This is a genomic window from Kocuria aegyptia (assembly GCF_039530085.1).
Lineage (GTDB): Bacteria > Actinomycetota > Actinomycetes > Actinomycetales > Micrococcaceae > Kocuria > Kocuria aegyptia.
Map to the genome: position 1 here is coordinate 1 of NZ_BAAAOA010000024.1, position 18,909 is coordinate 18,909.

An 18,909-nucleotide genomic window follows, 5' to 3' on the forward strand; every position below is an offset into this window, starting at 1 on the left:
CAACCGAATAAAACATCCGGTATCAACAAACATGGCACACTATTGAGTTCTCAAACAACAGACCGGTCAGCGTGTCGCTTTGACACCTTGCTGCCGGAGTGCTCTGCAACCTTAGCCCTCGCGGTCGGCCCCGGTCAATCTCAGGTGAACACTTGGTTACCTGATCGTGACGGCGCCGCCTTTCGGCGAAGCTCACAATCTCCCACTCTAACACTTCTCCGGCTCCGTGCAACTCGCTGGCTGCTCGGAGCGGACCGTTCCGGGTGGGATGCCGTCCCGTGGATCTCCCGGAGGAGTTCCTCGCCGCGACGACTTGGAAGAAGTTACTCCCTTTCCGCGGACCGTGCAACCCGGCCTCGGCGACCACGCTGCCGCCGCCTGACGACGGCTCCCGCGAGGTGGCCGCGCCACCGGGCCGCGGACGGCGGAAGGGCCCGGATCCGAGGATCCGGGCCCTTCCCGTGGTTCGTGGTCCGCGCCCGCTGGGCGGATCAGTGCTCGGCGGGCTTGAGGTACAGGACCGCCAGCGGCGGGACGGTCAGCTCGGCGGAGGCGGGGCTGCCGTTGTGGGCGCCCTCGGTGGCGGTGACCATGCCGAGGTTGCCCACGCCGGAACCGCCGAAGAGCTCGGAGTCCGTGTTGAGCGTCTCGACCCACTCACCGGCCCACGGCAGGCCCAGCCGGAAGTTCTCGTGCGGGTTGCCGGCGAAGTTCGCCACGCACACGAGCGGGTTGCCCTGCTCGTCCCAGCGGGTGAAGGAGAGGGTGTTGCGCCCGGCGTCGGCCGCGTCGATCCACTCGAACCCGGCGGGGTTGTTGTCCCGCTCGTACAGCGCGGGGGTCTCGCGGTAGATCCCGTTGAGGGTGCGCACCAGCTCCTGGACCCCCTTGTGCGGCGGGGTCTCGGAGAGCCACCAGTCCAGCCCGTGCTCCTGGGACCACTCGGACTCCTGGGCGTACTCCGTGCCCATGAAGATCAGCTGCTTGCCGGGGTGGGCCCACATGAACGCCAGGTAGGCGCGGACGTTGGCGAGCTGCTGCCACCGGTCGCCCGGCATCTTGCGCAGCAGGGAGCCCTTGCCGTAGACGACCTCGTCGTGGGAGATCGGAAGCAGGAAGTTCTCCGAGAACGCGTAGACCAGCGAGAACGTGAGCTTGTTGTGGTGGTAGTACCGGTTGACCGGGTCCTCCGCCATGTACTCGAGGGTGTCGTTCATCCACCCCATGTTCCACTTGAGGCCGAAGCCCAGGCCGTCCGCGTCGGTCGGCCGGGTCACGCCCGGGTAGGACGTCGACTCCTCGGCGATCATGACGATCCCCGGGGTGCGCTTGTACGCGGTGGCGTTGGCCTCCTTGAGGAAGGCGATGGCCTCGAGGTTCTCGCGGCCGCCGAAGGCGTTGGGCTCCCACTCCCCCTCGTTGCGGGAGTAGTCGAGGTAGAGCATGGACGCGACCGCGTCCACGCGCAGGCCGTCCACGTGGAACTCCTCGAGCCAGTAGGAGGCGTTGGCCACCAGGAAGTTCCGGACCTCGTTGCGGCCGTAGTCGGGGATCAGCGTCCCCCAGTCCTTGTGCTCACCCCGCCGGGGGTCGGCGTGCTCGTACAGGGGCTCCCCGTCGAAGCGGGCCAGCGCCCACTCGTCCTTGGGGAAGTGGCCCGGGACCCAGTCCACGATCACGCCGATGCCGGCCTGGTGGAGCTGGTCCACGAGGTAGCGGAACTCGTCCGGGCTGCCGAAGCGGGAGGACGGCGCGTAGTAGGACGTCACCTGGTAGCCCCAGGACCCGCCGAACGGGTGCTCGGCGACGGGCATGAACTCCACGTGCGTGAAGCCCTGCCAGGTGAGGTACTCGACGAGCTCCTTCGCGAGGTCCTTGTAGCCGAGTCCCTTGCGCCAGGAGCCGATGTGCAGCTCGTAGACGCTCATGGGCGCGTTGTGCGGATCGGTCGCCGCGCGGCGGGCCATCCAGGCGTCGTCCTGGAACTCGTAGTCGGACTCGAAGACGCGGGACGCGGTGGACGGCGGCACCTCGGTGCCGAAGGCCATGGGATCCGCCTTCTCGCGCCAGCCGCCGTCCCGGCCCAGGATGCGGAACTTGTAGGTGGCGCCGGAGCCCAGGCCCGGGATGAAGATCTCCCACACGCCCGAGGAGCCGAGGGAGCGCATGGCGTGCTCGCTGCCGTCCCAGCCGTTGAAGTCGCCGATGACCCGCACCGCCTGGGCGTTGGGCGCCCACACCGAGAACGCCACGCCGGTGATGTCGCCCATCACCGAGGGATAGCGGCGCACGTGCGCGCCGAGGACGGTCCACAGCGTCTCGTGGCGGCCCTCGCCGATGAGGTGGAGATCCAGCTCGCCGAGGGTCGGCCCGAAGCGGTACGGGTCGTCCAGCCGCTGCGGCTCCAGGTCCCGGTAGGTCACGTCCACGCGGTAGTCGGGGATCCGCCCCGGCTCGTGCGCGGGAACCACGCCCGTGAAGATGCCGCCCCACTCGTGCTCGAGCTCGAAGGTGCCGTCCTGCGTCACGACGGCCACGGCCGTCGCGAACCGCCGCAGCGTGCGCACGGTGACGCTGCCGTCCGGGTTGAGGTGGGCGCCCAGGACGCCGTGCGGGTCGTGGTGGCGGCCCTCGGAGACCGCGGCCAGCAGGTGCTCGGGCACAGGCACCGGTCCGGCGGGGGCCACGTCGTGGCCGGCCGGAGCGGTGCGGGACGTCTGGACGGGGTCGGATCGGTCCTGCGGAGTGCTGGGGCTCACTGCGTCCTCGATTTCCGTTCCCGCTGCCGCCGAGATGAGCCGCGCGGAGCGGGAGCTGTCGTCGTCGTGATCGGTGCCGGGCGCGGGGTCCGCACCGGCGGTATCAGGGTTCACGCTACGCGACCGGAGGCTCTCCAGTGAACGGCGAACCGCCGTGGCCGGGACGTCCACCCAGTCGGGGCGGTTGCGCTGCTCGTAGACGACCTCGTAGAGGGCTTTGTCCAGCCACAGTGCGAGGAACAGGGGGGAATCCCGGTCCACCGGGTGTCCCGCGCCCTGCTCGTAGCCCGCCAGGAAGGCGTCGCCGGCGCGCCGGCCCCAGGCCTCGGCGTCCTGCGCGCCGGCACGGGCGCCGAAGGCCGCGGCGTAGTCGAAGGAGCGCAGCATGCCGACCACGTCGCGCAGGGCGACGTCCGGCCGGGTGCGCTCCTCGATGGCCCGCAGGGGCTCGCCCTCGAAGTCGAGGACCTTGAACTGCCCGTCCTCCGTCTGCAGGACCTGGCCCAGGTGGTAGTCGCCGTGGATGCGCTGCAGCGGGGGCAGCTCCGGCACGTCGTCGAGGGAGGTGATCAGCTGGTCGAGGGCCGCCGCGTGCTCCGAGAACAGGGACCCGGTCTCGGTGCGGGCCCAGCGCAGGCGACCGCCGAGGTCGTTCAGGAGGCGGGCGCGGGCGGCGTCGTCGGGGTCGGCCGCGCCGAAGGCCCGGCCCAGGTCGCGGTGCACGCGCGCGGTCGTGCGACCCAGTTCCCGGGCCTCCTCGGAGAAGTCCGCGCCCTGCTCCGCAGCCTCGACGGCCCGGCCCCACGCGTCGGCGGAGCCGGCCAGGAACTCGGTGGCCACGGCCAGCTGACCCTGCACGGTGCTCAGCCCGCGGCGCCAGCGGGCGTCGAGCCACCCGAAGGTGCTCGGCACCGCGGGGCAGCCGAGCGCGGTGAGCTCGCGGCCCACCTCGACGTCCGGGTTGTCGCCCTCCCCCACCACGCGGAAGAACTTCACGATCACGGCGTCGGCGTCCGCCCGCCCCGCGGGCGGGGTGAGGATCACCGAGGAGTTCGACTGCTCGCTCGAGATCACGCGGACCTGCTCGGACGTCTCCACCGCGTAGGGGACGCGCAGCACGTCGCCGTGCGCGCCGGTCATGGTCAGCCCGAGGGGACCGGAGCCGACCGACTCCGCGCGCTGCATGAGCCCGAGGACCGGCCCGACGAACGCCGGGTCCCCGACGCCGTCGTACACCCAGGGACCGGCCACGGCGTCCTCCGCCCCGGGCAGCGGCAGCCCGGTGCGGTGGGCCACGGCTCGGCCGGCGCGGGCGGCGCGCTCCCGCAGGAAGCGCGCGGCCCGGCGCGGGGTGGCGTCGTCCTCCGGCGGGACGCCCGTCCCGGCCTCCTCGGCCGCGGCCGGCGCCAGCTCCCCGACGAGGAAGCGCTCGGCGCCCTCGAGGGGTGCGGAGCGGAAGCTCAGCGGCACCTGGAGGAGTTCGGTGCGCGCTCCCTCGGAGGCCTCCAGCAGCAGGATCCGGGCCCCGGCTCCCTCCTGGTCCGGCAGGGCCAGCTGGGCGGCGACCCGCAGTTCCACGCCCGCACCGCCGTCCGCGAACGGGAACCACCGCTGCCGCGGCAGCCACCGGCGCAGGAGGTCGAGGAGCTCGTCGGGGTGCTGGTCGGTCATGGGTTCGGGTCCTTCCGGAGCGGGCGAGGAGGTGGCCGGATGCGCGGACGCGCTCAGGACTTGGTCGCGGTGATGATCGGCATGGCCGTGGTCTGGGGGTGCGTGCCGTCGTCGCGGGGAGCGGCCCGGAGGCGCAACCAGAAGAAGTCCTGGCTGCCGAGGGTGATGCGGTACTCCCCGGCCTCGTCCACCTCACCGAACAGGTCGCCGCCGAAGAGCTCGCGCAGTCCGCGGCCCGCGAACTGGGGCAGCCGGATCCGGGCGCACGCGGGGGTGTGGGCGAGGTTGAACAGGCACAGCACGGTCTCGCCGCGCCCGTCGTCGGCCTCGTCGTCGGAGAGCACGCGCAGGAACGCGAGCACGGAGTCGTGGTCCGTCTCCACGTCGACGTACGAGCCGAGGCCGAACGCCGGGTGCGCCTTGCGCACCGCGAGCATCTGGCGCATCCAGTGCAGCAGGGACGACGACGACGCCAGCTGCGCCTCCACGTTGACCTGGTTGTAGTGGTAGACCAGCGACTGCACGACCGGCAGGTACAGCTTGCCCGGGTCCGCCTTGGAGAACCCGGCGTTGCGGTCCGGGGTCCACTGCATCGGGGTGCGGGACGCGTCGCGGTCGTCCAGCCAGATGTTGTCGCCCATCCCGATCTCGTCCCCGTAGTACAGGAACGGGCTGCCCGGAAGGGACAGGAGCAGGGCGTGGATCAGTTCGATCTCGGCCCGGGAGTTGTCCAGCAGAGGGGCCAGCCGGCGGCGGATGCCCACGTTGGCGCGCATCCGCGAATCGGGGGCGTACCAGCCGAGCATCGCCTGGCGCTCCTCGGTGGTCACCATCTCGAGGGTCAGCTCGTCGTGGTTGCGCAGGAACGTGCCCCACTGGGTCCCGCGCGGGATGTCCGGCGTCTCCCGCATGGTCTCCACGATCGGGGCGGCCTTCTGGTCCCGCAGGGCGTAGAAGATCCGCGGCATGATCGGGAAGTGGAAGCACATGTGGCACTCGGGGTCGTCCTCGCTGCCGAAGTACTCCACCACCTCGTGCGGCATCTGGTTCGCCTCGGCGATCACCACACGCCCCGGGTACTGGTCGTCGATCATGCGCCGCAGGTCCACCAGGAAGTCGTGCGTGCCGGGGAGGTTCTCGCAGTTGGTCCCCTCCTCCTCGATCAGGTACGGGATCGCGTCGGCCCGGAAGCCGTCGATGCCCATGTCCAGCCAGAACTTCACCACGTCGTGGACGGCCTCGACCACGGCGGGGTTCTCGAAGTTGAGGTCCGGCTGGTGGGAGAAGAACCGGTGCCAGAAGAACTGGCGGCGGATCGGGTCGAACGTCCAGTTCGACTCCTCGGTGTCCACGAAGATGATCCGGGCGTCCTGGTACAGCTCGTCCGTGTCCGACCAGACGTAGAAATCGCCGTAGGGGCCCTCGGGGTCCTCGCGGGAGGCCTGGAACCACGGGTGCTGGTCGCTGGTGTGGTTGAGCGGGAGGTCGATGATCACCCGCAGGCCGCGGGCGTGCGCCTCGGCCACCAGGCGCTTGAAGTCGCTGATCGTGCCGAACTCGTCGAGCACCGAGTAGTAGTCCGAGATGTCGTAGCCGCCGTCGCGCAGCGGCGACTCGAAGAACGGCGGCAGCCACAGGCAGTCGATGCCCAGCCACTGCAGGTAGTCGAGCTTGTCGATCAGGCCGGAGAAGTCGCCGGAGCCGTCACCGTTGGCGTCGGAGAACGCCCGGACGAGCACCTCGTAGAACACCGCTTTGCGGAACCAGTCGGGGTCGTGGGAGATGCCGGGGGCGTTGAGCGAGTACGGCGAGATGCTCATGCGGGGGTGTCGCCTTTCGGACGGGTGGGTCGGAGGCCATCGGTGCTTGAGGTGGGCCCTCCCGGGGCATCGCCCGGGAGGGCTCCGACGGGGTGCGGTCGAGCCCCTAATTCACGTTGCGGCGGATGTGCAGGACGTGCGCGGGATCGTAGTGCGGATCCAGGCGCACGTAGTTGTGCGTGCCCCACTTCCAGGAGTGTCCGCTGAGCAGGTCGTCCACCCAGAAGCTGCCGTCCTCGTTGAAGTCCGCGTCGTCCAGGTTCAGGGACTCCAGGTCCAGCCACACGGTGCCCTCGCGGACCGCGTGCGGGTCCACGTTGACGACCACGATGACCGTGTCCTTGTAGCTCGAGTCCCCGTGCCGCACGGTCTTCGTCTTCGTGTAGGCGACCAGGGCGTCGTCGGACGTGGACTGCACCGTCAGGTTCTGCAGGTCGCCCAGGGAGGCGTGCCGGCGCCGGATCTCGTTGAGCCGGGTGATGTACGGGGCCAGGGACTCCCCGCGCTCCTCGGCGCCCGCGAAGTCACGGGGCCGGTACTGGTACTTCTCGTTGTCGACGTACTCCTCGGCCCCCGCCCGGGCCACGTGCTCGTACAGCTCGTAGCCGGCGTAGACGCCCCAGAGGGGCGAGCCGGTGGCGGCCAGCACGGCGCGGATCTTGAAGGCCGCGGGCCCGCCGAACTGCAGGTACTCGGTGAGGATGTCGGGGGTGTTGACGAAGAAGTTCGGCCGGTACACCGCCGAGGTCTCGTGGCTGACCTCCGCCAGGTACTCCTCGAGCTCCTTCTTGGTGTTGCGCCAGGTGAAGTACGAGTAGGACTGCTGGAAGCCGACGCGCGCGAGGGCCTGCATCATGGCGGGGCGGGTGAACGCCTCGGCCAGGAACACGACCTCGGGGTGCTTGGCGTTGACGGTGCCGATCAGCCACTCCCAGAACCACAGGGGCTTGGTGTGCGGGTTGTCGACCCGGAAGATCTTCACCCCGTGGGAGATCCACAGCTCCACGATGCGCAGCACCTCGAGGGACAGGCCCTCGGGGTCGTTGTCGAAGTTGATCGGGTAGATGTCCTGGTACTTCTTCGGCGGGTTCTCCGCGTACGCGATGGAGCCGTCGGCACGGGTCGTGAACCACTCCGGGTGCGCCGTGACCCACGGGTGGTCCGGGGAGGCCTGCAGCGCGAGGTCCAGGGCCACCTCGAGGCCGAGGTCCCCGGCACGGGCCACGAAGCCGTCGAAGTCCTCGAACGAACCGAGGTCGGGGTGGATCGCGTCGTGCCCGCCCTCGGCGGCGCCGATGGCCCACGGGGACCCCGGGTCCTGCGGACCGGCCACCAGGGTGTTGTTCGGGCCCTTGCGGTGGGCCGTGCCGATCGGGTGGATCGGGGGCAGGTAGACGACGTCGAAGCCCATGGCCGCAACGCGGTCGAGGCTCTCGGCGGCGGTCCGGAAGGTGCCGGAGGTCCAGGTGCCGGACTCGGCGTCGAAGACGGCGCCCTCGGAGCGGGGGAAGAACTCGTACCAGGACCCGCGGCCGGCGGCGGCGCGCTCGACCTTCAGCGGGTGCCGGCGGCTCTCGGTCACGAGGTCGCGCACCGGGCGCTCGGCGACCACCGCCAGGACCTCGGCCGAGGTGGCGGCCTCGAGCCGGTGCTCGGCGGGCAGCTCGCCGTTGCCGAGCGTGCGCGAGACCGAGCGGAACAGCTCGGCGTCGGAGTCCGGGCGGCCGGCTTCCGCGGCGGCGCGGTCGAAGAGCACGATGCCCTCGGACATCATGAGGTCGACGTCCTGGCCCACGCCCAGCTTGATCTCGGCGGCGTGGCGCCACGTCTCGAACAGGTCGCCCCAGCCCTCGACGGCGAAGGTCCAGGCGCCCTCGGCGGTGGGCGTCAGCCACGCCTCGTAGCGATCGGTGCCGGGGGTGGTGAGGCGCATCGGCACGCGCTCGGCCTCCGCGCCCTGCGGGTCGTACAGCACCGCGGTCACGCCCAGGGCGTCGTGGCCCTCGCGGAACACGGTGGCGCCCACGCGGATCGACTCGCCCGGTACCGCCTTGGCCGGGAAGCGCCCGTCCTCCACCACGGGGCTGACCCCGACGATCGGGATCCGGCCGTAGACCAGGTTCTCGCGGGAGAACGCCGAGCCGGCGGCCTTCCGGCGGGTGGTCGCCGCCTTCCGCGGCGTGGAGGCCTTCTTGGCGGTGGCCGTCCTGGTGGTCCCGGCCTTGGCGGCCGGAGCCTTCGCGGCGGCGGGAGCCTTCGCGGCGGTGGTCCTGGACGTCGACGTCCGCTTGGCACGCGGCTTGGGCTCCGCCGCGGGGACGACGGCGATGCCGGGCTCGTCGGCCACGGGCGTCGTGGCCTCCGCGTCCGGAGCCTTCCGGGCGGTGGACGTCCTGCGCCGGGCCGGTGCCTTCTTCGCGGGCTGCTCGGCCGGTGCCGGAGCGGCACCGGTCCCGGCGCCGGGAAGGGCGGGCGTCGTCGAGGGGTCGGGGGCGGGCGCGCCGGCCGGGCTCGAGGCCGGGTCGGACGGGGGCGGCGTGTTGGCTTGGCTCACCTGGAACACGTTAGCGACAAACCCGGCGATCGTTAAGCCCGCTGTCGAACCGTGGGACGGTGTCGCCGTCCCCGTGCTGCGGCCCCGGCGGGACGGCCCGGCGCGCCGGAGCACGGATGGGCGGCGGCGCCCCCGCCCGGCGCCGCGGCACCGGTAGTCTGGCGGCGTGAAGGCAATCCGTAGATTCACCGTGCGCACCGTGCTGCCGGAGTCCATCGCCCCTCTGAGCCGCCTCGCGAGGAACCTCCGCTGGTCCTGGCACCGGCCCACGGAACAGCTGTTCGCCGAGCTGAACCCGCAGGCCTGGGACGCGGTCCACGGGGACCCCGTCAAGCTCCTCGGCTCCCTCACCCGCGAGGAGATCCAGCAGATCGCCCAGGACCCGGCCACGGTGCGCCGGATCGAGGAGCTGGACGCCGATCTCGAGCGCTACCTCACCGACGACCTGTGGTACCAGAGGACCCAGTCGGAGGACGCCCCGCGGGCCATCGCCTACTTCTCCGCCGAGTACGGCGTCACCTCCGTGCTCCCCCAGTACTCGGGCGGACTGGGGATCCTGGCCGGCGACCACCTCAAGAGCGCCTCGGACCTCGGCGTGCCGGTGGTGGGGGTCGGACTGTTCTACCAGCACGGCTACTTCAAGCAGTCCCTCTCCCGCGACGCGTGGCAGCAGGAGTCCTATCCCGTGCTCGACCCGGACGGCATGCCGCTGACACTGCTGCGGGAGGAGGACGGGAGCCCGGTCCGGATCACCCTGCCCCTGCCCAACGGCCGCTCCCTGTCCGCCCACGTCTGGCGGGCCGACGTCGGCCGCGTCCCCCTGCTGCTGCTCGACTCCGACATCCCGGACAACGACGACCACGCCCGCAACATCACGGACCGTCTCTACGGCGGCGGCGGCGACCACCGGCTCCAGCAGGAGCTGCTCCTCGGGATGGGCGGGATCCGGGCGCTGCGGGCCTTCTCCCGGCTGACCGGGGCGCCGGCCCCGGAGGTCTTCCACTGCAACGAGGGCCACGCCGGTTTCCTGGGCGTCGAGCGGATCGCCGAGCTCATGGACCCGGCGGACGGGACCGAGCCGATGACGTGGGACGAGGCACTGACCGCGGTGCGCTCGGCCACCGTGTTCACGACCCACACCCCGGTGCCCGCGGGCATCGACCGGTTCGAGCAGGCGCAGATCGCACACTTCCTCAACGCAGGCCTCGCCCCGTCCGTGCCCACGGCCGAGGTCCTGTCCCTGGGCGCCGAGGACTACGCCGGCGGCGACCCCGCCAAGTTCAACATGGCGGTCATGGGCCTGCGCCTGGCCCAGCGCGCCAACGGGGTGGCCAGGCTGCACGGCGTGGTCTCCCGGGGCATGTTCCAGGGGCTGTGGCCGGGCTTCGACGTCGAGGAGGTGCCGATCGGCTCCATCACCAACGGCGTGCACGTGATGACGTGGATCGACCCGCGCATGGCCGAACTGGCCCTCGACCCGATGGGCTCGGACCTGAACCGGGCCGCGCGGTGGCGCCGCATCTACGGCGTCGACGACGCCGAGCTGTGGGCCGTCCGCCGGGAGCTGCGCACCCGCCTGGTGGAGGACGTCCGGGCCCGGCTGCGGGCGTCGTGGAAGAAGCGCGGCCTCGCGGACGCCGAGCTGGGCTGGACCGACACCGTCCTCGACCCGGGCGTGCTCACGATCGGCTTCGCCCGCCGGGTGCCCACCTACAAGCGGCTCACGCTCATGCTGCGGGACCCGCAGCGGCTCAAGCGGATCCTGCTGGACCCGGAGCACCCCGTGCAGCTCGTGGTCGCCGGGAAGTCCCACCCGGCCGACGAGCAGGGCAAGCGCCTGATCCAGGACCTCGTGCGCTTCACGGACGACCCGGAGGTGCGCCACCGCATCGTGTTCCTGCCCAACTACGACATCGCGATGGCCCGGACCCTCTTCCCGGGCTGCGACGTGTGGCTGAACAACCCGCTGCGCCCGCTCGAGGCCTGCGGCACGTCCGGGATGAAGGCCGCCCTCAACGGCGGACTGAACCTGTCGGTGCTCGACGGCTGGTGGGACGAGATGTACGACGGCCAGAACGGCTGGGCCATCCCGACCGCCGACGAGGGCGCGCACCCCGACGAGCGCGACGACATCGAGGCCGCCGCCCTCTACGAGCTCATCGAGAACCACGTGGCCCCGCGGTTCTACGGCGAGACGGCGGAGGGCTCGGACCCGGAATCCGACGGCGTGCCGCACCAGTGGCTGGCCATGGTCAAGCACACCCTGGCGACGCTGGGCCCGCAGGTCTCCGCCAAGCGGATGCTCGAGGACTACGTGCGGCACCTCTACGTGCCGGCCGCCGTCTCCGGCCGCCGGGCCGCCCTGGACGGGCACGTGGCCGCCCGGGCGAAGTCCCGGTGGGTCGGGCGCGTGCGCCAGGCCTGGGACCAGGTGACGGTCGAGCACGTGGACGCCGAGGGCGTGGCCCAGGAACCGCAGATCGGCGACGAGCTCACGGTGTGCGCCTACGTCTCGCTCGGCTCGCTGAGCCCGGACGACGTGTGCGCCGAGATCGGGTACGGCCGGGTCTCGGAGACGGACCACATCCACGAGCGCAAGTACGCGGGCCTGAGCCCCGTCGACGACCTGGGCGGCGGCCGGCACAAGTTCTGCGGCACGATCACCGTGGACCGCTCGGGCCCGTTCGGCTACACCGTCCGGGTGCTGCCCGCCCACCCCGAGCTCGCCGACAAGGCGGAGCTGGGCCTGGTGACCAACGCCTGAGCCGGCGCGGCACCGCGCGGAACGCCGGAGGGGCCGCACCCGTGCGCGGCAGGTGCGGCCCTCCCGGCGGCCGCCGTGGCTCAGAGCATCCGGAAGAGCGTCACGGAGCTGGCGGGAACGCCCTGCGCCTGGCCCGCCCGGTAGCGCGTGCCGTAGCGCCCGTGGAGTACGGAGGCCGTGCTGTGCACCAGGGAGTAGACGCCGTCGGCCTTCTCCAGGGGGTGCCCGTCCTCGTCCGGGCGCAGGAGGTCCGTGAGGTCCGGGAAGGTGATCGCCATGTCGGCGCTCGCGCCGTTGATCACCATGAGCCCCGCCACCCGGCCGCCGCGGGACCCGATCAGCACCTGGATGGTCCGGGCCCCGGGGGTCTGCCACCCGGTGGCGGTCATGGCCGTCCCGTCCGGGCCGAACCAGTGCATCATGACCTCGTCGGGACGGGTCGGGAAGTGGGACGGCTGCCCCGCCAGGAACTCCCCCCGCACGCCCACCAGGGAGCGGGTGGCCGCGAGCATGGCGCGGTCCGCCGGGGTGAGCCGCCAGTCCACCCAGGACAGCTCGTTGTCCTGGCAGTAGGCGTTGTTGTTGCCGCGCTGGCTGCGGCCGAACTCGTCCCCGGCCGTGATCATGGGCACCCCTTGGGAGAAGAGCAGGGTGGCCATGACGTTGCGCGCGGTCTGGGCCCGGTCGGCCCGGATCCGGACGTCGCGCGCCGGGCCCTCCACCCCGTGGTTCCACGAGTGGTTGTCGTTGGTCCCGTCCCGGTTCTTCTCCAGGTTGTCCTGGTTGTGCTTGTTGTCGTAGGAGACGAGGTCCGCCAGGGTGAAGCCGTCGTGGGCGGTCACGAAGTTCAGGGACGCCAGGGCGCTGCGCCCGGACGCGGCGAACATGTCCGCGGAGCCGGCGAGCGCCCCGGCGAGCCGTGCGGCGTTGCCGCCGTCCCCGCCCAGGCTCATGCTGCGCGGGCCGGTGAGCCAGAAGTCGCGGACGGTGTCCCGGAAGCGGTCGTTCCAGTCCGCCCACCCCTCGGGGAAGTGACCGGTCTGCCAACCGCCCATGCCCACGTCCCAGGGCTCGGCGATGAGCTTCGTGCCGAAGAGGGCGGGATCGGCGCCGACGGCCACGAGGAAGGGGTGGTTGCGGGTGAAGCGGTGGCGCTCGTCCCGGGCCAGCTCGGGGGCGAGGTCGAAGCGGAAGCCGTCCACGTGGCAGCGCTCCACCCAGTAGCGCAGGGAGTCCAGCGCCATCTGCACCACCCGCGGGTTGCCGAAGTTCACGGAGTTGCCGCACCCGGTGACGTCCACGTAGCGGCCGTCCTCGCCGTGGCGGTAGTACGCCTCGTCGCCGAGCCCCCGCCAGCAGTAGGCGGGCTCCTCCTGACCGGCCTCCGCCGTGTGGTTGTAGACGACGTCGAGGTAGACCTCGAGCCCCGCGCGGTGCAGGTCCCGGACCATGGCCTTGAACTCGTCGAGCACGCCCTGCGGGCCCCGGGCGCGGGCGGCCTCGGTGGCGTAGCCGGCGTGCGGGGCGAAGAAGCCCAGCGTGTTGTAGCCCCAGTAGTTGCTCAGCCCGAGCGACGTGAGGTGGGGCTCGTCCAGGTGCGCGTGCACGGGCAGCAGCTCGACGGCCGTGACGCCCAGGGACGTGAGGTAGTCGGTCATCACGGGGTGGGCGAGCCCCGCGTACGTGCCCCGGAGGTGCTCCGGGATGTCGGGGTGCAGGGCGGTCAGGCCCTTGACGTGCGCCTCGTAGACGACCGTGTCCCGCCACGGGGTGGCCGGGTGGCGGTCCTCGTCCCAGTCGAAGTCCTGCTGGACGACCACGGAGACGTAGCGTCCGCCGTAGGCGTCGGGGCCGGGATCCTCGACGCCGGGCGGCGGGGCGACGCGGCGCAGGCCCTTGCCGTAGGGGTCGAGCAGGATCTGCTGGTCGGCCGGGTCCGGGGCGCGGTGCCTGGAGGCGACCGGCGAGTCGGCGGGCACGAAGCCGTACTCCGTGCCCGCGGGCAGGGCCGGGGCCTCGTCCCGGTGCCGCAGGTAGTCGAAGCCCGTCTCCGAGAGCCGCTGCTGCTCGGCCGGCGGGATCGTCCCGTGGTGCACGCCGCCGGTGCGGCCGGTGAGCCGTCGCCGCTGCCAGAGCCCGCCGGGCAGCCGGAAGACGATGTCCAGGTCGGGGACCCCTGGGGCGTAGACCGCCACGTTCGCGCTGCCGTCGCGCTCGGGCGAGGGGTGGACCCCGAGGGGGTAGGGGTGGGAGACGTACGGCCGGCCGGTGTCCTGCCGCCGGGGCTCAGGAACCAGCACGGCGTCGCGACACCTCGTACAGGGTGATGCCCACGGCCATCGAGGCGTTGAGGGACTCCATCGTGGAGTCGATCGGGATGGAGACGATCTGGTCGCAGTTCTCGGCGACCAGCCGGGACAGGCCCTTGCCCTCCGAGCCCACCACGACGACGAGCGGCTCGGTGGCCAGTTCGAGGCCGGGCAGCTCGACGTCGCCGCCCCCGTCGAGGCCGACCACGAAGTAGCCCATGGCCTTGAGCTCCTCGAGCGCGCGGTTGAGGTTGGCGGCCTTCGTGACGGGCACCCGGGCCGCGGCACCGGCGCTGGTCTTCCAGGCGGAGGCCGTGACACCCACGGACCGGCGCTCGGGCACGATCACGGCGTTGCCGGAGAACGCGGAGACGCTGCGGATGATGGCGCCGAGGTTGCGGGGGTCGGTGATCCCGTCGAGGGCGATCATCAGCGGGGGGCGGCGGATGTGCCGCTTCTCCCACTGGGTCATGAGCTTGCGGGCGGTCTGCACGGCGTCCTGGTACTCGTAGGCCGGCACCTGCAGGGCCACGCCCTGGTGCACGGCGTCGCTGGTGAGCCGGTCGAGCTCGCCCTTGGAGGCTTCGAGGATCGTGATCCCGCGTTCGGCGCAGAGCTGCAGGATCTCGCGCACGCGGTCGTCGACGTCGATCTTGCTGGCCGCGTACAGGGCCTTGGCGGGGATGTCCGCGCGCAGCGCCTCGACCACCGAGTTCCGCCCGGTGACGAGATCCTCCTGGACCTTGCCGCGGGTCCGGGCCGGGGAGCGCCCGCCCGCGTTCTGCCGGCGCTCGGCGGCCTTCTTCAGCTTGTGCGCCTTGTGGTACGGGCGGTCCTCGGCCTTGGGGGTGGGGCCCCGGCCCTCGAGGGACTTGCGGCCGTGGCCCCCGGTGCCGACCAGGGGGCCCTTCTTGTTCTTGCGGATCGCGCCGGGACGCTTGGGGGCTGGCATGGGTTCCTCTGTTCGGTGGTGGATGGTGGGGCGGGCCGGTCAGGCCACGGACCAGGTGGATCCGCCGCTGGCGTCGCGCACCGCGACGCCGGCCGCGGCGAGCTCGTCCCGGATGGCGTCGGCCCGGGCCCAGTCCTTGGCGGCGCGGGCCCGGTCGCGCTGGGCCAGCAGCGAGCGCACGAGGGCGTCGAGCGCTGCGTGCTCGCCCGGGTTCCCGGCGGCGTCCCCGAGGTCCATGAGCCCGGTCAGGCCCAGGACGTCGGTCATGGCGCGCACCGCGCGGGCCGGCAACTCCGCGGCCCGGCCGTCGGCGAGCGCGGAGTTACCGGCCCGGACGGTCTCGTGCAGGACGGCGAGGGCCTGCGGCACGTTGAGGTCGTCGTCCATGGCGTCCCCGAAGGCCCGCGGCACGTCCCCCGCCGTGCCCTCGAGGTCGGCGCCGGCGTCCCGGGCCGCCCGCAGGAAGGACTCCACCCGCTCGACCGCGGCCGTGGCCTCGGCGAGGGAGGTGGGCCGGTAGTCCAGCACGGACCGGTAGTGGGCCTGGCCGAGGTAGTAGCGCACGGCCAGCGGCCGGGCCTCGGCGAGCATGTCCGCCGGGGAGACGGTGTTGCCGATCGACTTGGACATCTTCTCGCCCGCGTAGGTGACCAGCCCGTTGTGCAGCCAGAGGGTCGCGAACCGCTGCCCCGCCGCCGTCGACTGGGCGAGCTCGTTCTCGTGGTGGGGGAAGCGCAGGTCCAGGCCGCCGCCGTGGATGTCGAAGTGCTCGCCGAGGTACTTCGCGGCCATGGCGGAGCACTCGAGGTGCCAGCCGGGCCGGCCTGCGCCCCAGGGCGAGTCCCACCGGGCGGTCTCGGGCTCGCCCGCCTTGTGCCCCTTCCACAGGGCGAAGTCCCGGGGGTCGCGCTTGCCGCGGGGGTCGGCGTCCGGGGCGTCCTGCATGTCGTCGACCGACTGGTGGGTGAGCTCGCCGTAGCGCTTCCAGGAGCGGACGTCGAAGTAGACGTCCCCCGAGCCGTCCGGCGCGGGGTAGGCGTGCCCGGCGTCGACCAGGGTGCGGATCAGGGCGTGCATCTCGGGCACGTGGCCCGTGGCGCGCGGCTCGTAGGTGGGCCGGCCGACGCCGATGGCGTCGTAGGCGGCGTTGAACGCCTGCTCGAACCGGTAGGCGAGCGCCCACCACGGCTCGCAGGGGTGGTCGCCGTCGTAGTCGGGGGCGAAGGACGCGGCCGAGTTCGCGAGGATCTTGTCGTCGATGTCGGTGACGTTGCGCACCGTGGTCACCCGGTAGCCGCGGTGGGCGAGCCACCGGGCCAGCTGGTCGAAGACCAGGGCCGAGCGGACGTGGCCGATGTGCGGCATGCCCTGGACGGTGGCGCCGCAGTAGTACAGACGGGCCTCGCCGGGGTGGGCGGGCGCGAAGTCCCGCACGGTGGCGGTGGCGGTGTCGTAGAAGCGCAGAGTCACACGGCCCATCATAAGGGCGGGCGGTGGCGCGCCGGTCAGGCCCCGGGCGCGTCCGCGGGGACGACGAGCGCGGTGGCCACGGCCGCGAGGCCCTCGCCGCGGCCCGTGAGCCCGAGGCGGTCGGAGGTCGTGGCACTGACCGTGACGGGTGCGCCGGCCGCGGCGGTGAGCACGGCCTCGGCCTCGGCGCGCCGCGGCGCGAACCGCGGCCGGTTGCCGATCAGCTGCACCGCGACGTTGCCGATCTCGAAGCCGGCCGCCCGCACGATCCGGGCCGCCTCGGCGAGGATCCGCGTCCCGGACGCGCCCGCCAGCTCCGGGCGGTCCACCCCGAAGTTGGCGCCCAGGTCCCCCGTGCCCGAGGCCGAGAACAGGGCGTCGGCGGCGGCGTGGGCCACGACGTCCCCGTCCGAGTGCCCGGCGAGGCCGCGCTCCCCCGGCCACTCGAGCCCCGCGACCCACAGCGGGGTGCCCTCGGGCCCGAAGGCGTGGACGTCCACGGCGATGCCGGTGCGGGGCAGGATCACCGGTCAGCGCTCCTCGGGGTCGGGACGGGCGGAGCCGGGACGGACGGGGACGGGACGGACGGGGACGGAGCGGCGGCCGTGGCGACGGGCACCGCCGCTGCTGTGTCCGGCGCGCGGGCGCGCAGGACGGCCTCGGCCAGCACCAGGTCGAGCGGGCGGGTGATCTTGAAGGCGTGCTCGTGGCCGGGCACCGTCAGCACGGGGGTCCCCGGGGCGTGGGCCTCCACGAGTGAGGCGTCGTCGGTGACGGACCCGGGGTCCGTCCCGGCCGCCGCGGCGTCGCGGTTCACCGCCCGGAGCAGGGCGAGGTCGAAGCCCTGCGGGGTCTGCACCGCGCGCAGCACCGTGCGGTCCACGGTGCCGAGCGACCGGCCGGCGCCGTCGACCCGGCGCATCGTGTCCGCCACCGGCAGCACGGGGACGACGGCGCGCGCTCCGGCGCGCAGCCGGTCCACGACAGTGCGGAAGACCTCGGGCGGGGTGAGGCAGCGCGCGGCGTCGTGGACGAGCACCGCGGTGCAGGCGGGCTCGATCCGCGCGAGCTCGGCCAGCGCCTCCCGCACGGACTCCGCCCGGGTGTCCCCGCCGGTCACCGGGCGCGCACCGTGCGCACGGGCCGTGGCGGAGAGCTCCAGGTCCCCGGCGGGGACGGTCACCAGCACGGGCCCGGTCAGCCCGGCGTCCCGGATGCCCCGCAGCGCATGCTCCAGCAGGGGCCGGCCACCGAGGGCCACCAGGGCCTTGGGGATGCCGTGCCCGAGCCGCGTGCCCGAGCCTGCCGCCACGACGACGACGGCGAACCCGCCCTCCGGGGAGGGCGGGTTCGCCGTGGTGGACCGTGCTGGGCTCCCGGTCACGGGTCGGTCAGGACGCCAGGATGTCGTCGAGGCGCTTCTCGGCCTCTTCCTCGTCAATCTTCTTGGCGAGCGCCAGCTCGGAGGTGAGGATCTGGCGGGCCTTCGTCAGCATCCGCTTCTCCCCCGCCGAGAGCCCGCGGTCGCGGTCGCGGCGCCAGAGGTCGCGCACCACCTCCGCGACCTTCAGCACGTCGCCCGAGGCGAGCTTCTCGAGGTTGGCCTTGTAGCGCCGGGACCAGTTGCTGGCCTCCTCGGTGTCCTTCGCCTGCAGGACCGAGATGACCTTCTTGAGCCCGTCCTCGTCGACGACGTCGCGCACGCCCACCAGGTCCACGTTCTCTGCGGGTACCTCGATCACCAGATCGCCCTGGGTCACCTTGAGCTTGAGATACATCTTCTCTTCGCCCTTGACGGTGCGGGTCTTGATCTCCTCGATGGTCGCCGCGCCGTGGTGCGGGTAGACAACCGTCTCGCCAACCTCAAAAACCATATGGAAATACCCCTTTCAGAACCCCCATTCTAACACGGTGTAGGATTCGCCGATCCGGGCCAGTGGGCCCCGCGCCCGGCGATGCGGACGATCCGTCGGCAAACGGATAAGCTGGGCGGGACATCGTCCTGAGCTCCCGAGGAGTACGCGCCGTGAAGACCGCCGCCCGCCACAAGCTGCGCCGCGCAGGCCTGAGTGCCGCCGCCGCGGCCGCCCTGCTGACCACCACCGGCTGCTCCTACATCAACCCGTCGGCGACGACCATGGTGTACTCGGCCGCGGACGGCATCGTGGAGCAGGTGGGCGACGTCAAGCTGGCCAACGTGCTGATCGTGGCCACCGGCGCCGACGAGGAGGGTCGCGTGCTGGGCACCCTCAGCAACCGCGGCGACCAGGAGGTCACGCTGTCGATGGACGTCGACGGCGCCACCGCCGAAGTGCAGATCCCGGCCGGCGGCTCCGTGGACCTCGAGACGTCCGAGCCGGTCATCCTGGACCGCGCGGGCGCCGATCCCGGCCTCATGGTCGAGACCGAGTTCACCGCCGGCGGCGAGTCCATCACCGAGCGGCTCCCGGTCCTGGACCACACCTTCCCCCGCTACGCCGAGTTCATCCCCGGCGGCGCGCCGACCACCCCGGCCAACCCGTCCAACACCCCTGCCGTTCCCGGCGAGGAGGGCTACGTCGGCGGTCAGCAGGCCGACGAGCACTGACCCCGCGGACTCCTTACTCCCCT

At 72.4% G+C, this 18,909-nt stretch carries 11 protein-coding genes; 2 read left to right on the forward strand and 9 right to left on the reverse strand.

Translation table 11 applies throughout. The annotated features are described in order from the left end of the window. Positions 1 to 491: 491 nt before the first annotated feature. The 3 genes from glgB to ABD220_RS10275 form a co-directional block, all read right to left on the reverse strand. Positions 492 to 4,430 carry a 1,4-alpha-glucan branching protein GlgB gene (glgB, locus tag ABD220_RS10265; RefSeq protein WP_344122242.1) on the reverse strand — a complete coding sequence of 1,313 codons (3,939 nt, stop codon included), beginning with the start codon at positions 4,428 to 4,430 and terminating at the stop codon, positions 492 to 494. A gap of 53 nt (positions 4,431 to 4,483) precedes the next feature. Beyond that, complete coding sequence (treS, locus tag ABD220_RS10270) at positions 4,484 to 6,250, reverse strand: maltose alpha-D-glucosyltransferase (RefSeq protein ID WP_344122244.1); 1,767 nt, start codon at positions 6,248 to 6,250, stop codon at positions 4,484 to 4,486. A 106-nt stretch (positions 6,251 to 6,356) separates the two neighbouring features. After that, positions 6,357 to 8,813: an alpha-1,4-glucan--maltose-1-phosphate maltosyltransferase gene (locus ABD220_RS10275; RefSeq protein WP_344122246.1), complete on the reverse strand. Its 2,457-nt coding sequence runs from the start codon at positions 8,811 to 8,813 to the stop codon at positions 6,357 to 6,359. Positions 8,814 to 8,970: 157 nt separating this feature from the next. On the opposite strand from ABD220_RS10275, the gene glgP reads away from it, so the two are divergent. Further along, the gene (gene glgP / locus ABD220_RS10280; protein ID WP_344122248.1) at positions 8,971 to 11,568 is read left to right on the forward strand and encodes an alpha-glucan family phosphorylase; all 2,598 of its coding nucleotides are present in this window, start codon (positions 8,971 to 8,973) and stop codon (positions 11,566 to 11,568) included. Between the two features lie 80 nt (positions 11,569 to 11,648). Here glgP and glgX read toward each other — a convergent pair whose 3' ends face one another. From glgX to ABD220_RS10310, 6 genes are read right to left on the reverse strand one after another with little or no spacing between them, the layout of a single operon-like run. Then, complete coding sequence (gene glgX, locus ABD220_RS10285; RefSeq protein ID WP_344122250.1) at positions 11,649 to 13,868, reverse strand: glycogen debranching protein GlgX; 2,220 nt, start codon at positions 13,866 to 13,868, stop codon at positions 11,649 to 11,651. Then, positions 13,855 to 14,829: a 23S rRNA (guanosine(2251)-2'-O)-methyltransferase RlmB gene (gene rlmB / locus ABD220_RS10290; protein ID WP_344122252.1), complete on the reverse strand. Its 975-nt coding sequence runs from the start codon at positions 14,827 to 14,829 to the stop codon at positions 13,855 to 13,857. The genes glgX and rlmB overlap by 14 nt, the downstream gene beginning before the upstream one ends. A gap of 39 nt (positions 14,830 to 14,868) precedes the next feature. Then, the gene (gene cysS / locus ABD220_RS10295; protein ID WP_344122253.1) at positions 14,869 to 16,299 is read right to left on the reverse strand and encodes a cysteine--tRNA ligase; all 1,431 of its coding nucleotides are present in this window, start codon (positions 16,297 to 16,299) and stop codon (positions 14,869 to 14,871) included. Positions 16,300 to 16,334: 35 nt separating this feature from the next. Next, positions 16,335 to 16,826 (reverse strand): 2-C-methyl-D-erythritol 2,4-cyclodiphosphate synthase, encoded by a 492-nt coding sequence (gene ispF, locus ABD220_RS10300; protein WP_344122255.1) that lies wholly within the window; start codon positions 16,824 to 16,826, stop codon positions 16,335 to 16,337. Further along, positions 16,823 to 17,683, reverse strand: a complete 861-nt coding sequence (gene ispD, locus ABD220_RS10305) for a 2-C-methyl-D-erythritol 4-phosphate cytidylyltransferase (RefSeq protein WP_344122257.1) — start codon at positions 17,681 to 17,683, stop codon at positions 16,823 to 16,825. The genes ispF and ispD overlap by 4 nt, the downstream gene beginning before the upstream one ends. Before the next feature lie 7 nt (positions 17,684 to 17,690). Beyond that, positions 17,691 to 18,173, reverse strand: a complete 483-nt coding sequence (locus ABD220_RS10310; RefSeq protein WP_017831963.1) for a CarD family transcriptional regulator — start codon at positions 18,171 to 18,173, stop codon at positions 17,691 to 17,693. A gap of 152 nt (positions 18,174 to 18,325) precedes the next feature. On the opposite strand from ABD220_RS10310, the gene ABD220_RS10315 reads away from it, so the two are divergent. After that, positions 18,326 to 18,886, forward strand: a complete 561-nt coding sequence (locus tag ABD220_RS10315; RefSeq protein ID WP_344122261.1) for a hypothetical protein — start codon at positions 18,326 to 18,328, stop codon at positions 18,884 to 18,886. The last annotated feature ends 23 nt before the right edge of the window (positions 18,887 to 18,909 follow it).

Coding starts and splice junctions, on each gene's coding strand:
- glgB (WP_344122242.1), bottom strand. CDS start 4,430: ATGACCGACCAGCACCCCGACGAGCTCCTCGACCTCCTGCGCCGGTGG.
- treS (WP_344122244.1), bottom strand. CDS start 6,250: ATGAGCATCTCGCCGTACTCGCTCAACGCCCCCGGCATCTCCCACGAC.
- ABD220_RS10310 (WP_017831963.1), bottom strand. CDS start 18,173: ATGGTTTTTGAGGTTGGCGAGACGGTTGTCTACCCGCACCACGGCGCG.
- rlmB (WP_344122252.1), bottom strand. CDS start 14,829: ATGCCAGCCCCCAAGCGTCCCGGCGCGATCCGCAAGAACAAGAAGGGC.